This is a genomic window from Lysobacter cavernae, from assembly GCF_042648505.1.
Taxonomy (GTDB): domain Bacteria; phylum Pseudomonadota; class Gammaproteobacteria; order Xanthomonadales; family Xanthomonadaceae; genus Lysobacter_L; species Lysobacter_L cavernae.
In genome coordinates this window covers 68520-83987 of the sequence record NZ_JBHRXK010000002.1, presented here as the reverse complement: position 1 = coordinate 83987, position 15468 = coordinate 68520, and the positions used below count along the sequence as shown (strand labels likewise).

Sequence of the window (15468 nt, the reverse complement as noted above, 5' to 3'; positions counted from 1 at the left end):
CTTCAGCCGCGAGCCTTTCGCCTGTCCATGGGGCGTCCACCCAAAGCTCGCGGCTGAAGCCGCTCCTACAACGATTATTCGAGGGGCGAGTCTATAAACTGCCTGCCACCATCAGCGTTGGGGGCGCCATGACGCCGGAAGCCAAAGCCCGCCAGCTCATCGACCAGAAGCTCGAATCCGCCGGCTGGGTCGTCCAGGACATGAAGCAACTCAACCTCGGTGCCGGCCCGGGCGTCGCGGTGCGCGAATACCCCACCGACACCGGCCCGGCCGACTACCTGCTGTTCGTCGACCGGCAGCCGGTTGGCGTGATCGAAGCCAAGCGCGACGATGCCGGCGCCAACCTCAGCGCCCACGAGACCCAGACCGAGCGCTACGCCAACGCCACCCTGAAGTGGCGCAAGGGCGAATTGCCGCTGCGCTTCCTGTACGAAAGCACCGGCCAGATCATTTTCTTCACCGACGGCGCCGACCCCGCGCCACGCGCCCGCGAGCTGTTCCACTTTTTCCGCCCAAAAACGCTGGCCGACTGGGCCGCGCAATCCGACACCCTGCGCCGCCGCCTCGCCGAGCAGATGCCGCCGCTGCCCGCGCGCAACCTGCGCGACTGTCAGGTCAGCGCCGTCACCGGGCTGGAAAAATCGCTGGCGGCCAACAAACCGCGCGCCCTGGTGCACATGGCCACCGGCGCCGGCAAGACCTTCACCGCCATCACCTCGGTCTACCGCCTGCTCAAGTTCGGCGGCGCCAAGCGCATCCTGTTCCTGGTCGATACCCGCAACCTGGGCAAGCAGGCGCACCAGGAGTTCATGGCCTACACGCCGCCGGACGACGCCCGCAAGTTCACCGAGCTGTACAACGTCCAGCGCCTGTCCAGCAGCGCCATCGACCCGCACGCCCAGGTCTGCATCAGCACCATCCAGCGCATGTACTCCATCCTGTCGGGCGAACCCATCGACGAGTCCGCCGAGGACATCTCGCTCAACGAACTCGGGCAGGCGCCGTCGCAGGCGCGGCTGGTGCAATACAACCCGAAGGTGCCGATCGAGGAGTTCGATTTCATCGTCATCGACGAGTGCCACCGCAGCATCTACAACCTGTGGAAGCAGGTGCTGGATTACTTCGATGCCTTCCTGATCGGCCTCACCGCCACGCCGGACCAGCGCACCTACGGCTTCTTCAACGAGAACGTGGTCGCCGAGTACAGCTACGAGCAGTCGGTGGTCGATGGCGTCAACGTCGGCTACGACGTCTACGAGATCGAGACCGACATCAGCCGCGCCGGGGCGATGCTGGAAGCCAAAGAGTGGATCGACCACCGCGACCGCCAGACCCGCGCCAGGCGCTGGGCCCAGACCGAGGAAGACACCGCCTACACCGCCACCGACCTGGACAAGTCGGTGGTCAACCCCAGCCAGATCCGCCAGGTGATCCAGGCGATGAAGGCCGCCGTGGAAGGCAAGATCTTCCCCAACCGCACCGAAACCCCCAAGACCCTGATCTTCGCCAAGACCGACAGCCACGCCGACGACATCATCCGCACCGTGCGCGAGGTCTACGGCCAGGGCAACGCCTTCTGCAAGAAGGTCACCTACCGCGCCGGCATCGATGCCGACACCGGCAAGCCCGTGCCCGGCGACGACGCCGACAGCGTGCTGGCCAGCTTCCGCAACGACTACCACCCGCGCATCGCCGTCACCGTCGACATGATCGCCACCGGCACCGACGTGAAACCACTGGAAGTGTTGCTGTTCATGCGCGACGTGCGCAGCCGCGGCTACTACGAACAGATGAAAGGCCGCGGCGTGCGCAGCCTGGATGCCGAGTCACTGAAGAAGGTCAGCAACAGTGCGGATAGCGCCAAGACCCACTTCGTGCTGATCGACGCGGTGGGCGTGGAGAAGTCGCTCAAGACCGAAAGCCGCCCGCTGGAGAAAAAGCCCACCGTCTCGCTGGACAACCTGCTCAAGGGCATCGCCGTCGGCGCCCGCGACGAGGACACCGTGCTCAGCCTCGGCAACCGGCTGGTGCGCCTGGGCAAGCAGTTGGACGACAAGGCGCTGGCGCGGATCAAGCAGGCCAGCGGCGGCATCGGCCTGCAGGACCTGGCGCGCGGGCTGGTGCAGGCGCTGGACCCGGACCGCATCACCGCCGATGCACTCGATGCCGCCCACGCCGCCGGCATCACCCGCAGCGCCGACAGCCTGAGCAACGATGAACTCGACGCCGCCCGCCGCCAGCGCGTCGCCACCGCCTGCCAACCCTTCGACGACCCGGCGCTGCGCGAGCTGATCGAAGCCGCGCGCCGTGAGCGCGAGCAGCTGATCGACACGATCAATATCGACACCGTGACGCGCAGCGAGTACGCCGGACAGGCGCAGGCCAATGCCGAAGCCGTGGTGCGCCAGTTCAGCGACTACCTGCGCGAGCACCGCGACCAGATTGCCGCGCTGGGCTTCTTCTACGCCCAGCCCTACCGCCGCCGCGCGTTGACCTTCGACATGATCGAGGACCTGCACGACGCCCTGCAGCGCCCGCCGCTGATGCTGACCACCGAGCGCCTGTGGTCGGCCTATGCGCGCGTGCAGGAGAGCAAGGTCAAGGGCAATGGCATCCGCCGCCAGCTGACCGACCTGGTGTCGCTGGTGCGCTTCGCGCTGGGCATGGACGAGGAGTTGCGTCCGTTTGCCGAATCGGTGGACAAGCGTTTCGCCGACTGGGTATTCCGCCACAATGCCCGCCGCGCCACCGCGTTCACGCCGGAACAGATGGCCTGGCTGCGCCTGGTCAAGGATCATATCGCCAGCAGCTGCCGCATCGAGCGCGAGGATTTCGACTACGCCCAACTGGCCGACAAGGGCGGCTTGCAGAAGGCATGGGCGGTGTTTGGAGAGGAACTGGATGGGTTGCTGGTGGAGATGAATGAGGAGTTGGTGGCGTGAGTGATGATTCTGTTGCGGAGGTACCGCCAAGCTGGTCCAAGTCAGAGCTTTCTGGGCTCGCCGACCTGATGCGGGGTGTGTCCTACAAGAAGGAAGATGCCTCGTCATCTCCCGCAAGTGACTCCGTGCCATTAATTCGCGCAACGAACATCACCGGTAGCTCGTTGACGTTCGATGGTCTTGTCCACGTTCCGAAACGCTATGTATCTTCCGATCAAATTATCCGGCGCGGCGACATCGTCATCGCGTCTTCAAGCGGGAGCAAGGACGTCGTCGGAAAGGCAGGGCAAATGGTTGCCGAGTTTGCCCCGGTTTCATTCGGCGCATTTTGTACTGTCATTCGCCCAGCCGTTGAAGTAGATCCGAGGTACGTTGGCTATTACTTCGAATCACCAGAGTATCGAAGCGCAATCTCCGAAATCTCCGCTGGTTCAAACATCAACAACATCAAGAGTAGTGAGCTTGCGTTGCATGTTGTTCCTGTAGCTCCACGCGCCGAGCAAACCCGCATCGTCGAAAAGCTGGAAGAACTGCTGTCCGACCTCGACGCCGGCGTGGCCGAACTCAAGGCTGCGCAGCGCAAGCTGGCGCAGTACCGGCAGTCCCTGCTGAAGGCGGCGGTGGAAGGCGCCCTGACCGCCGACTGGCGCGCGGCTCGCATCGGAACAGTCCCTGTCCCTCTCCCTCCCCCGCTTGCGGGGGAGGGAGAGGGTGGGGGCAACACGACGCGTGCAGCCTCACCGCACCACGCGCCCCCATCCCAACCTTCCCCCGCAAGCGGGGGAAGGGGCCAAGGCGAAACCGGCGCCGACCTGCTGCAACGCATCCTCAGCGAACGCCGCGCCCGCTGGGAGCAGAAGCAACTCGCCCGCTTCGCCGACCAAGGCAAGACGCCGCCGAAGGACTGGCAAGCCAAGTACCCGCAACCCATTGAGCCCGACCTCAGCGACCTGCCGCCGCTGCCGGACGGGTGGACGTGGGCGACGATTGATCAGGTTGCACATGTCGGAACCGGTGTCACCCCATTGCGCTCGAAGCGCGCTTACTTCGATGGCGGCGAAATTCCGTGGACGACCAGTGGCGCACTTAACGACGAATTCGTCACTTCAGCAACCGAATACGTCACACAGGCTGCAGTGGACGAATGTCGGCTGCAGATGTATCCAGCGGGCACGTTGCTTGTAGCGATGTACGGTGAAGGAAAGACGAGAGGAAAGTGCGCTGAGCTCACCTTTTCGTCAACCATAAATCAGGCGATTGCAGCCATTGTTTTCGAGCAGCCGGCTATAGAGGCCAGGTCGCATGTGAGAACGTTCCTGCTCGACGCCTACGAAGCGATGCGCAAACAGGCGTCCGGTGGCGTACAGCCCAATCTCAATCTTCAAATTGTCAAAGCGCTTGCAGTTCCGCTTCCATCGCCATTCGAGCAAGTCGAGATCGCTGTTACGTTGAATGCTGCGCTCGCAGCCGTTAAGGAGCAGCAAGCAGCCATCGAACACGCCCTCACCCAAGCCGCCGCACAACGCAAAAACATCCTCAAGTCCGCCTTCGCCGGCCAACTGGTCCCACAGGACCCCAACGACGAACCCGCCAGCGCACTGCTTGCGCGCATCCGCGCCACGCGCGCGGCGGATGGCTCCATCACGAGAAAGCGTGGCCGCAAGGCCAAGGAGAACGCATGAACGACCAAGGCGAACTGATCCTCTACCGCACCGACGATGGCCGCACCGACATCCACCTGCGCGCCGCCGACGGCACCGCCTGGCTGAGCCAGGCCGAAATGGCCGAACTGTTCGAAACCAGCAAGCAGAACATCAGCCTGCATATCCGCAAGATCCTTGCCGACGGCGAGCTGTCCGAGGATTCAGTTGTCAAGTTTTACTTGACAACTGCCGGCGTCGGAAAGCTGGCATGAGTACCGAGTTTGTTGCCTACATCGATGAATCCGGAGATGAGGGTTTCACCTTTCGGGATGATGGCAGCGGAAGCTCGCGCTGGCTGGTGCTGTCGGCGCTGGTGATGCGTAGAGTCAACGACCCAAAGGTGGTGGAAACCGCCCGGGAGGCACGGGAGTTGTTGCGGAAGCCTCCTCGGTTTCCTTTGCATTTCCGCGATCTCAAGCACGAGCAGCGCGTGGCGCTGGCTCGTCTGATCGGTCAGATGCCGTCCCGCACCGTGAGCGTTCTCATCCATAAGCCGTCTATTCCAGAGCAGGAACATTTCCAGCAAGAGGCATATTCGCTCTACCGCTACGCCAGCCGCCTTCTGTTGGAGCGGGTGTCCTGGCTATGCCGCGATCACCGCCGCGATGCAGGCGAAGTTGAACTGATCTTCTCCAATCGGTCGGCTATGTCCTATGACGCCCTACGCGGCTATCTGGTTCAGTTGCGGCAGGAGGCTGAGCGGCGGGACGTCCGCATCGAATGGCCGCTGATCAACCCGGACAAAGTCAGGGCCGTCAATCACGACCAGCTCGCTGGTCTGCAGCTGGCGGACGCGGTCGCCACGAGCGTCTATTACGCGGTGACGCCGAATCTCTATGGTGATATCGAGGACCGGTACTTCCGGTTGGTCGGACCGACCATCTACTGCCATGAACGTAGGGCGGAAGGGTACGGACTCAAATTCTGGGTGACCGACAGGACGGTCGTCGCGCGCCTGCTGGCGGCACTCAATGCGGCATAGGAAAAACAAGAACGCCCGCTTGGTGCGGGCGTCTTGTTGTGCAGGCCCTGAGCTCGAGGATCCCGCCCGTTCGGGCTGTCGCCGTTTCCGGCAACCTCTACAAATCTCACGCTTGCCTGCAAGGTCATGGTAAGCCGGGCCTTGCCCGAGTGCAAACCGACTGTCGGCGGGGAACAGCCGGCCGTAGGATTGCAACTGAACAGCCACCCACCAACTTGTAAGCGCGACTTACAGGTTCATGAATCAAACGGAACACCATGAACAGCAGCACCCTCGTCCAGAAGATCTGGAACTTCTGCCACACCCTGCGCGACGACGGCGTGGGTTATGGCGACTACCTGGAGCAGCTGACCTACCTGCTGTTCCTCAAGCTGGCGCACGAGTATTCGCAGCCGCCGTACAACCGCGACACCCACGTGCCCAAGAGTTGCGACTGGGCCAGCCTGCGCGGCAAGACCGGCGAGCCGCTGGAGGCGCATTACCTGAAGGTGCTGCACAAGCTGGGCGACGAGCCGGGCATGCTGGGGGCGATCTTCTTCAAGGCGCAGAACAAGATCCAGGACCCGGCCAAGCTGGCGCGGTTGCTGCAGATGATCGACGCGGAGAACTGGATCAGCCTGGATGCCGACACCAAGGGTGACCTGTACGAGGGTCTGCTGCAGAAGAACGCCGAGGACACCAAGAGCGGCGCCGGCCAGTACTTCACCCCGCGCGTGCTGATCCAGGCGATGGTCGAATGCGTGCAGCCCGAGCCGGGCAAGACCATCGCCGACCCGGCCTGCGGCACCGGCGGCTTCTTCCTGGGCGCCTACGAGTGGTTGACCCGCGAGGGCGTGCAGCTCAACAGGAAGCAGAAGGAGTTCCTGCGCCACAACACCTTCTTCGGCAACGAGATCGTCGCCGCCACCCGTCGCCTGTGCCTGATGAACCTGTTCCTGCACAACATCGGCGACCTGGATGGCGAACCCACGGTGGACCGCTCCGACGCGCTGATCTCCGAGCCGTCGCGCAAGGTCGACTACGTGCTGGCCAACCCGCCCTTCGGCAAGAAGAGCAGCATGACCATCACCAATGCCGAGGGCGAGGAAGACCGCGACGCGCTGACCTACGAGCGCCAGGATTTCTGGCAGACCACCTCCAACAAGCAGCTCAACTTCCTGCAGCACATCGTTTCGATGCTCAAGACCACCGGCCAGGCCGCAGTGGTGCTGCCAGACAACGTGCTTTTCGAGGGCGGTGCCGGCGAGAAGATCCGTCGCAAGCTGCTGGAGACCTGCGATGTGCACACCCTGCTGCGCCTGCCGACCGGCATCTTCTACGCACAGGGCGTCAAGGCGAACGTGCTGTTCTTCGATGCCCGGCCCAAGGACGGCAAGGTCCACACCAAGGGCGTGTGGATCTACGACCTGCGCACCAACAAGCACTTCACCCTGAAGACCAAGACCCTGCGCCGCGAGGATCTGCAGGACTTCATCGATTGCTACCGCCCGGCCAACCGCCACGAGCGTGCGGAATCGGAGCGTTTCCGCTACTACGATTACGAAACCCTGGTGGCGCGCGACAAGGCCAGCCTGGACATCTTCTGGCTCAAGGACGACAGCCTGGACGACCTGGACAACCTGCCGGCGCCGGACGTGCTGGCGCAGGAGATCATCGAGCATCTGGAAGCGGCGCTGGCCTCGTTCCGCGATGTGGCGGCGGCGCTGCCATCGAGTGCACCCTCGGAAAAGGGCTGAACCACGCAACGGTCGTCCCGGGATTTCTTCATCCATCTGCAACAGGGGAAGCAACACATGGCAGAGGCAACGATCTGGGGCATCCATGCCGGCCGCACCGGCGATGCGGAGGCCTTGTTCCTCAAGCAGGACTGCATCGCGATCGGTTGGGCGAAGTTGGGCAACCTGTCCGATCTTGCGCCCACGCGCGAGGCGTTCAGGCAACGCTACAGCCAGGCCTATCCCGATGCCAAGCCGGGTGGGCTGGCGACGGTGTCGGGCATTCCATACCGGTTCCTGCACGAGATGAAGGCCGGCGACCTGGTGGCTTATCCGTCCAAGCTGGACAAGCAGATCCATATCGGTCGCATCGTCGGGCCGTACCATTACCAGACGACCGGCGAGTCGAGTTATCCGCAACGGCGCAAGGTGGAATGGCTCAAGCACGTGCCGCGGCTGAAGTTCTCGCAGGGCGCGCTGTACGAGATCGGTTCGGCGCTGAGCATGTTCCAGATCAAGACCTATGCCGACGAGTTTCGCGCGGTCGTCGAGGGTGCAACGCCGGAACCGGCGCCCGTGGTTGACGACGCCACCGTCGCGGCGGTGGCCGAGGAGATCGAGGAGAACACGCGCGACTTCATCCTCAAGCGCCTGTCGCAGGAGTTGAAGGGGCTGCCGCTGGAGTCGTTCGTCGTGCACCTGTTGCAGTGCATGGGCTACCACGCCCGCCTGACCCGCAAGAACGAGCCCAGCGTTGACGTGATCGCGCACAAGGACCACCTCGGCATCGAGCCCCCGATCATCAAGGTGCAGGTCAAGAGCGGCGACGGTACGGCCACCGACAAGGACGTGTCGGCCCTCTACGGGAAGTTGTCAGCGGGCGAGTACGGCTTGTTCATCACGCTGGGCGCGTTCAGCCCGGCATCGCGCAATTTCGAGCAGGGCAAGTCCAACCTGCGGCTGATCGACGGCGACGAGTTCGTCGGCTTGATCCTGGGCCATTACGAGGCCTTCGATGCGCAACACAAGGGGCTATTGCCGCTGAGGCGGGTGTACGTGCCGCAGGCGTTGGATGCGGAGTAGTTGCGACCGGGCGTGACGGAAGGACTCGCACCAGGGCGCGCGGTCAGCGCCTGTAACTCGCATGCGGTTCGTGCACGTCGTGGCCGCTTTCGCGACGGATGCGCGAGCGCAGCCAGGTGGCGAAGTCGGCTTCGGACAGAGTGCCTTCGGCGAGGGTCACGTACATCGGGTACAGCTCCAGATCGTCCGCCTGCAGCGACGCGCCGTTGAGCACGATGAAGGTTTCGCAGGCCACCGCCGCGGTGCGCTTGTTGCCGTCGATGAAGGGATGGTTGCGCGCCAGGCCGAAGGCGAGGCTTGCCGCCAGGTCGGCGAGGTCCGGCGGTGGCTCGCCATAGGCGTGCAGTTGCTTCGGACGCGCGAGCGCGGAGTCGAGCAGGGTGTCGTCGCGCACGCCGGTGCTGCCGCCGTGTTCGGCCAACTGGCGGTCGTGGATGGCCAGGCCGAGGCGCTTTCCGATCCACACGATCATGGCGGCGCGCCCTTACTGCGCCAGCTTGTGCAGCAGGGTGCGGCGCTCGCGCATGATCTTTTCTGCCACTTCCATCTGCGCGGCCAGTTCGGGGTCGAAGGCGGTCAGGCGGATGCCGTCCGGCGTCTCCAGCGCGTACAGCTCGTCGCCCTTTTCCAGGCGCAGGCGGGCCAGCAGTTCCTTGGGCAGGATGACGCCGGCGGAATTGCCGATGGTGGTGATCTTGAGCTTCATGGCCGGCTCCGGGTCGTTATAACCAATGTTATACCGAGACAGCCGGGCGGCCGCAACCGACGCCCGGAGGCATCCTGTTGAACTGGCCCGATCAGGCCGCCGCTTCCGCCCGCTCGCGCTCGATCGCGCGCCAGCCGATGTCGTGGCGGTGGAACTCGCCGTGCCAGGAGATGCCGGCGACCGCCTCGTAGGCCGTGTGCTGGGCGTCGGCGACGCTGTCGCCGAGCGCACACACGCACAGCACTCGGCCGCCGGCGGTGACGACCTGGCCGTCGGCGAGCCTGGTGCCGGCGTGGAAGACCTTGGTGTCTTCGACATCGGGCACGTCCCATTCGTTGATCGGGTCGCCCAGGCGCGGCGTGCCCGGGTAGTTCTCGGCGGCCATCACCACGCCCAGGCTCGGGCGCGGGTCCCATTGCGCCTGCGTCTCGTGCAGGCGCTGGTCGATCGCGGCCTCGACCAGATCGAGCAGGTCGGACTGCAGGCGCAGCATCACCGGCTGCGTTTCCGGGTCGCCGAAGCGGACGTTGAATTCGATGACCTTGGGTGCGCCGCTCTTGTCGATCATCAGGCCGGCGTAGAGGAAGCCGGTGAACGGCACGCCGTCCTTGATCATGCCTTGCACGGTCGGATTGACGACCTCGCGCATCACCCGCGCGTGCACCTCGGGCGTGACCACTGGTGCCGGCGAGTACGCGCCCATGCCGCCGGTGTTGGGGCCGGTGTCGCCGTCGCCGACGCGCTTGTGGTCCTGGCTGGTGGCCATCGGCAGCGCGGTGGCGCCGTCGACCATCGAGATGAAGCTGGCTTCCTCGCCGTCGAGGAACTCTTCGATCACCACGCGCGCACCGGCGGCGCCGAAGGCGTAATCGGCCAGCATGTCGGTGATGGCGGCTTCGGCCTCGGCCAGCGTCATCGCCACGATCACGCCCTTGCCGGCGGCCAGGCCGTCAGCCTTGATGACGATCGGTGCGCCCTTCTCGCGGATGTACTCCAGCGCTTCCTCGACGTGGGTGTGCACGGCGTAGTGCGCGGTGGGGATTTGGTGACGCGCGAGAAAGTCCTTGGCGTAGGCCTTGCTGCCCTCCAGCTGCGCGGCGGCGGCGGTCGGGCCGAAGATGCGGTGGCCTTTGGTCCGGAAGCGGTCGACGACGCCGGCGACCAGTGGGCCTTCGGGACCGACCACGGTCACCGCCACGCCTTCGCGTTCGACCAGGGCGAGCAAAGCGTCGATATCGCTGGCGGGGACCGCGACATTGCGGCACTTGGCCTCGTTGGCGGTGCCGGCGTTACCGGGTGCGACCAGCACCTCGTCGATGCGCGGCGACTGCGCCAGCTTCCAGGCCAGGGCGTGCTCGCGGCCGCCGGATCCGATGACGAGGACTTTCATGCCTGCTCCTGAGCCTGTCTGACGTGGGTCCGGCGATTTTACGTGAGCCGGCCGGGCTGCCGCGACCGGAAAACGTATCGCGCCCCGGGTGCGCTTCGCTTACCCGGGCTACGAGCGAGGCGGCGGCACTGAGGCCGGCCACGCTCAAGCGTCGGGATAGAAACTCTCGTGATAGCGCACGCGACCGGCAGCCCGCTCGCCGGCCAGCGCCAGGGCCTGGAAGTACTGCGGCGGCACGCCTTCGAAGACGAGCGCGCTGTCGGCGCGGAAACCGAACCGGCCGTAGTAGCCCGGATCACCCAGCACCACGCAGCCGCGCGCACCCAGGCGTTCGAGTTCGATCAAGCCGGCACGCACGAGCGCCTTGCCGACGCCGTGACGCTGGTCGTCGGGCGCGACCGCCAACGGCGCGAGTCCGTACCAGTGGGGGTTGCCGTCCTCGATGCGCACCGCGGAGAAGGCGATGTGGCCGGCAATGCGGCCGTCGATGTCGGCCACCAGCGACAGGCTCAGTGCGTCGTCCGCGCGCAGCGCATCGACGATGTCCTGCTCGATGTGACCACTGCCAGGCTGGCTGGCGAACGCGCTGCCGATGACGGCGCGGATCGCGTTGGCGTCATCGGCGGTTTCGGTGCGAATCCACATGGGGCGCCTCCTGTGCGTGACGGCAGTGTGCCGTGCCGACGGTGATGCCGTAGTCAGCACGACGACCGCTCCACCAACCTCCTGAGTCAGGCGCGAATGGGGGTGCGTGGGCGGGGCCCGAAGTTCGCACAGCGAATTTTGGGATTGATGCCAGCGCAGCCCGGCATCAATGCCGGAAGTGGCGCACGCCGGTGAACACCATCGCCAGGCCGTGCTCGTCGGCCGCGGCGATGACTTCGCTGTCGCGCATCGAACCGCCCGGCTGGATCACCGCCTTGATGCCGGCTTCGGCTGCGGCGTCGATGCCGTCGCGGAACGGGAAGAATGCGTCGGACGCCATCACCGAGCCCGGCACGACCAGGCCGGCGTCGTTAGCCTTGATGCCGGCGATGCGTGCCGAGTACACGCGGCTCATCTGGCCGGCGCCGACGCCGATGGTGCGTCCGTCCTTTGCGTAGACGATCGCGTTGGACTTGACGAACTTGGCCACGCGCCAGGCGAACAGCAGGTCATTGAACTGCTCCGGCGTCGGCGCGAGCTGGGTCACGACCTTGAGTTCGTCGCGCGTCACCTCGCGGATGTCGCTGGTCTGCATCAGCAGGCCCGAGCCGACGCGCTTGACGTCGAAGTTGTTGCGGCCCTCGCCGTGCGGGATGCGCAGCACGCGCACGTTGGCTTTCTTCCTGGCGTAGTCGAGCGCGCCGTCCTCGTACTCCGGGGCGATCAGCACCTCGACGAACTGGCGGTCGAGGATGGCCTTGGCCGTCGCCGCATCCAGCTTGGTGTTGAACGCGATGATGCCGCCGAACGCCGAGGTCGGGTCGGTGGCGTAGGCCAGCTCGTAGGCATCGCCACAGGCCACGCCCTGGGCCACGCCGCAGGGGTTGGCATGCTTGACGATCACGCAGGCCGGCGTCTCGAACTGGCGCACGCACTCCCACGCCGCGTCGGCGTCGGCGAGGTTGTTGAAGCTCAGCTCCTTGCCCTGCAGTTGGGTGAACGTCGCCAGCGTGCCCGGCACCGGCCACAGGTCGCGGTAGAACGCGCCGTGCTGGTGCGGGTTCTCGCCGTAACGCAGGTCCATGACCTTGACGAAGTTGCTGTTGCTCTGCGCCGGGAACAGCTGCTGCGTATGCGCGTCGTCGAGCGCGGACAGGTGGTTGCTGATCGCCGCGTCGTACTGGGCGACGCGGTTGAACGCGGCCACCGACAGCGCGAAACGGGTCCGCGCCGACAGCGCGCCGTCGTTGCCGTTCAATTCGTCGACGAGCGCGGCGTACTGCGCCGGATCGGTAGCGACGGCGACGCGGGCGAAGTTCTTGGCTGCCGAGCGCAGCATCGCCGGGCCGCCGATGTCGATGTTCTCGACGATGTCCTCGAAGGAGCTGTCCGGATTGGCCGAAACCTGCTCGAACGGGTACAGGTTGAGCACCAGCAGGTCGATCGGGGCGATGCCGTGCTGCGCCATCACCGCATCGTCGGTGCCGGCGCGGCCGAGCAGGCCGCCGTGCACGATCGGGTGCAGGGTCTTGACCCGGCCGTCCATCATTTCCGGGAAGCCGGTGACGTCGCTGACGTCCCGGACCGGCAGGCCGGCGTCGCGGATGGCCTTGGCGGTGCCGCCGGTGGAGAGCAGTTCGACGCCGTGGGCGGCCAGCGCCTGGGCGAGTTCGATCAGGCCGGTCTTGTCGGACACGGACAACAGCGCGCGGCGGATCTTCACCGGCGAGGCGGGCAAACGGTCGGGGGTCATGCGCAGGGAGAGGCAGCGGAAGGCGCGGCAATTATAGCGGCGGTTGCCGCCGGGGCTTTGCCGCTATGGCCTGGGTGGGGCGGAGCAGGTTGCGCAGGCGCCGGCCGACGACTCCTGTACGGACGGACTTACTCCAGTCCGTACTCGCGCAGCTTCTTGCGCAAGGTCGCGCGGTGGATGCCGAGCATCGCCGCGGCGCGGCTCTGGTTGCCGTCGCAGTGCTCCAGGACTTCGACGAACAACGGGATCTCGAGTTCGCGCAGGGCGATCTCGTAGAGGTTCTCGGTGCCGCAACCGTTGAGGTCGCCGAGGAAGCGCCGGATCGAAGTCGCAACGTGGTCGCGCAGCGGTACACGGGGTCCTGTGCGTGCGGCTTCGGTGCGGTCGGTTGCGGCGTTCAAATGCGTCCCAGGCCTGTGGTCGTACCGCCAGGCCACGGAGCGGGCGGGGACGGGAGGGGGAGTCTAGCGCGGCGTTGTCACCGCCGGCAACGCGACCGACGTCCGATTATCGGAAGTCGAAGGTGAACGCGACGATGCGCGGTGCCGGTTCGAGTACGTCGAATTGCACGGCCGTGTCCTGGCCGGGCGACAGCAGGTCGTCGGCGTGCTTCTTGCCGCGGTACTCGTCTGCAGTGAACGCGCGCAGGCCGACCTGGCGGCCGTCGGCATCGGACAGACTCAGCAACAGCGTCGGCCACGGCTGCGGCCAGCGCGCGTCGTTGCGGAAGTGGGCGCTGACCGTGAGCACGCCGGTGGCGCCGGGCTTGGGCTGCACGTTGCGCGTGACCATGGTGAATGCGGACGGCTCGCGCCACGGTGGCAGCGCGCATTGCAGCACGCGGCACAGCGCGCCGACGAACGGGCGGGAGCGCGCGTCGGCGGCCAGCTCCTGGCGCTGCGCCAGCACCAGTTGCAGCGCCAGCAACAGCAGCGCGATCGCGGTCGCGGCGTACCAGCGCCAGTGCGTGCGCGGTGGCACGACCGGTGCCTGCGCCCGCGCAAAACTCGGCGCGTTGCGTTTGCGCGGGCGCGACGGGCGTGCCCGTGCACGGGCCGTGCCGGTGCTGCCGGTCGACGCCACGATGGCCTCCTCGAGCGCGGGCGGGGCGACGTCGAGAGTCGGGGCGAGGGGGCTGTCCGCAGTGATCTGCACCGGTGCCGGAGCCGGTTCGGAGAGGAGGGGCTCGACCGGCGGATTCACCGCGGTGCTGTCGGCCTGCACCGGTTGATCGCAGCGTGGGCAGCGCTGCGCCGGACCGCCCTGCGAGACGATCAGCGCAACCAGATAGCCGCAATGGGGGCAGGGCACGAACATGGGCTTATTCAATCATGCCGAATGCCGGCCCCGTCAGCGGCGGCGCACACCTGTGACGCGCATCCAGTCTTCGAGGCGCTGCGCGCGCAGGTCGTCGAACGTCTCGGCATAGCGCGCCAGTACTTCGTGCTCCTGCCCGGCGAGGATGCCCGACAGGGCGATGCGGCCGCCGGGTGCGACCCGCGCGGCGAGTGTGTCGGCGAGTGCGACCAGCGCCGAGGCGAGGATGTTGGCGACCACGACGGGATAGGTCATGGCGGGTTCGTCTTCGGGCAGGTACACCGCCAGGCGATCGCCGACGCCATTGCGCTGCGCGTTGTCGCCGGTGGCGAGCAGCGCCTGCGGGTCGTTGTCGACACCGACCGCGGAGGCGGCGCCGAGCTTGAGCGCGGCCAGTGCGAGGATCCCGGAGCCGCAGCCGAAGTCGAGCACGCGCGCGTCGCGCAGCGCGCCTTCGTCGGCGAGCGTGTCGAGCCACTGCAGGCACAGTGCGGTGGTCGGGTGCGTGCCCGAACCGAAGGCCAGGCCCGGGTCCAGCCGCACCACGGCCGCGTCGTCGGCATCGGCGCCGTCGGGCAGGTCGTGGTTCCACGGCACGATCCACGTGTGGGTGCCGAACTGCAGCGGCACGTACTGGTCCATCCAGGCGCGCTCCCAGTCCTGGTCGGCGACCTCACGAAACGCGACCTGCGACCAGTCCAGGCCTTCGTCGCTGGCGCTGAGCGCATGCAGCAGCAGTTCGCGCGGCGTGTCGGCCTCGAACAGCGCGGTCAGGGTCAACTCGTGCCACAACGGCGTCTCGCCGACGCCCGGCTCGAAGATCGCCTGCTCGTCGGGGGCGTCGGCATGGGCGTCGGCCAACGTGACCGCGAGCGCGCCGACGCTTTCCAGGGCGCGCTCGTAGCGCGGTTGCTGGGATTCGGTGCAGGACAGGGTGAGTTCGAGGTAGGGCATGGGGTCAAGGCGTGTTGCGAGGCGGGCATGGTGGAGCGCGCGTGCGGTGGCGTAAAGAGCGGCTGCCTGGCGTGAAGGCGCGCCGATGCCGCATTCAGGTTGATGGCGGCAGGCGCCGGGGTGCATTGCTTTAAGATGGCCGTTCTTCAACGGCCGGGAGCCGTGGCGATCACGGGGCTGCACGGGCCTTGCGCCAGGCTGCCGGTCAGCGGGGCCGCGCGGGATGGCGGTCGCGGCAGTGTGGATTTTCATGGCTTCATGGCGAGGGCCGACGTAGG

At 66.2% G+C, this 15468-nt stretch carries 14 protein-coding genes; 6 read left to right on the top strand and 8 right to left on the bottom strand.

Translation table 11 applies throughout. The features are described from left to right. Nucleotides 1-128 precede the first annotated feature (128 nt). The 6 genes from ACFOLC_RS04820 to ACFOLC_RS04795 all read left to right on the top strand — a co-directional run bounded on the left by ACFOLC_RS04820 (nucleotide 129) and on the right by ACFOLC_RS04795 (nucleotide 8425). A complete protein-coding gene (locus ACFOLC_RS04820; RefSeq protein ID WP_386758102.1) occupies nucleotides 129-2942 on the top strand; it encodes a type I restriction endonuclease subunit R in 2814 nt (937 codons plus the stop codon). Next, nucleotides 2939-4624 (top strand): restriction endonuclease subunit S, encoded by a 1686-nt coding sequence (locus ACFOLC_RS04815; RefSeq protein WP_386758101.1) that lies wholly within the window; start codon nucleotides 2939-2941, stop codon nucleotides 4622-4624. Before ACFOLC_RS04820 ends, ACFOLC_RS04815 begins: the two co-directional genes overlap by 4 nt. Further along, nucleotides 4621-4857, top strand: a complete 237-nt coding sequence (locus ACFOLC_RS04810; RefSeq protein WP_386758100.1) for a hypothetical protein — start codon at nucleotides 4621-4623, stop codon at nucleotides 4855-4857. The genes ACFOLC_RS04815 and ACFOLC_RS04810 overlap by 4 nt, the downstream gene beginning before the upstream one ends. Then, on the top strand, nucleotides 4854-5627 hold the full coding sequence (locus ACFOLC_RS04805) for a DUF3800 domain-containing protein (RefSeq protein WP_386758099.1): 774 nt from the start codon (nucleotides 4854-4856) through the stop codon (nucleotides 5625-5627). The genes ACFOLC_RS04810 and ACFOLC_RS04805 overlap by 4 nt, the downstream gene beginning before the upstream one ends. A gap of 257 nt (nucleotides 5628-5884) precedes the next feature. Further along, nucleotides 5885-7363: a class I SAM-dependent DNA methyltransferase gene (locus ACFOLC_RS04800; RefSeq protein WP_386758098.1), complete on the top strand. Its 1479-nt coding sequence runs from the start codon at nucleotides 5885-5887 to the stop codon at nucleotides 7361-7363. 57 nt (nucleotides 7364-7420) lie between these two features. Further along, the gene (locus ACFOLC_RS04795) at nucleotides 7421-8425 is read left to right on the top strand and encodes a restriction endonuclease (RefSeq protein ID WP_386758097.1); all 1005 of its coding nucleotides are present in this window, start codon (nucleotides 7421-7423) and stop codon (nucleotides 8423-8425) included. 43 nt (nucleotides 8426-8468) lie between these two features. On the opposite strand, the gene ACFOLC_RS04790 is transcribed toward ACFOLC_RS04795, so the two are convergent. From ACFOLC_RS04790 to prmA, 8 genes are all read right to left on the bottom strand, one after another. Continuing rightward, entirely contained in the window at nucleotides 8469-8897 is a 429-nt protein-coding gene (locus ACFOLC_RS04790; RefSeq protein ID WP_386758096.1) for a type II toxin-antitoxin system death-on-curing family toxin, read from the bottom strand. Between the two features lie 12 nt (nucleotides 8898-8909). Further along, nucleotides 8910-9131: an AbrB/MazE/SpoVT family DNA-binding domain-containing protein gene (locus ACFOLC_RS04785; RefSeq protein ID WP_386758095.1), complete on the bottom strand. Its 222-nt coding sequence runs from the start codon at nucleotides 9129-9131 to the stop codon at nucleotides 8910-8912. A gap of 91 nt (nucleotides 9132-9222) precedes the next feature. Then, nucleotides 9223-10521 (bottom strand): phosphoribosylamine--glycine ligase, encoded by a 1299-nt coding sequence (gene purD, locus ACFOLC_RS04780; protein WP_386758094.1) that lies wholly within the window; start codon nucleotides 10519-10521, stop codon nucleotides 9223-9225. A 144-nt stretch (nucleotides 10522-10665) separates the two neighbouring features. Beyond that, nucleotides 10666-11166 (bottom strand): GNAT family N-acetyltransferase, encoded by a 501-nt coding sequence (locus tag ACFOLC_RS04775; protein WP_386758093.1) that lies wholly within the window; start codon nucleotides 11164-11166, stop codon nucleotides 10666-10668. Between the two features lie 166 nt (nucleotides 11167-11332). Next, on the bottom strand, nucleotides 11333-12919 hold the full coding sequence (gene purH, locus ACFOLC_RS04770) for a bifunctional phosphoribosylaminoimidazolecarboxamide formyltransferase/IMP cyclohydrolase (protein ID WP_386758092.1): 1587 nt from the start codon (nucleotides 12917-12919) through the stop codon (nucleotides 11333-11335). Nucleotides 12920-13047: 128 nt separating this feature from the next. Further along, nucleotides 13048-13320, bottom strand: a complete 273-nt coding sequence (gene fis, locus ACFOLC_RS04765; RefSeq protein WP_386758091.1) for a DNA-binding transcriptional regulator Fis — start codon at nucleotides 13318-13320, stop codon at nucleotides 13048-13050. A gap of 106 nt (nucleotides 13321-13426) precedes the next feature. Then, nucleotides 13427-14236, bottom strand: a complete 810-nt coding sequence (locus ACFOLC_RS04760) for a DUF3426 domain-containing protein (RefSeq protein ID WP_386758090.1) — start codon at nucleotides 14234-14236, stop codon at nucleotides 13427-13429. 33 nt (nucleotides 14237-14269) lie between these two features. Beyond that, nucleotides 14270-15190, bottom strand: a complete 921-nt coding sequence (prmA, locus tag ACFOLC_RS04755) for a 50S ribosomal protein L11 methyltransferase (RefSeq protein ID WP_386758089.1) — start codon at nucleotides 15188-15190, stop codon at nucleotides 14270-14272. Nucleotides 15191-15468 lie beyond the last annotated feature (278 nt).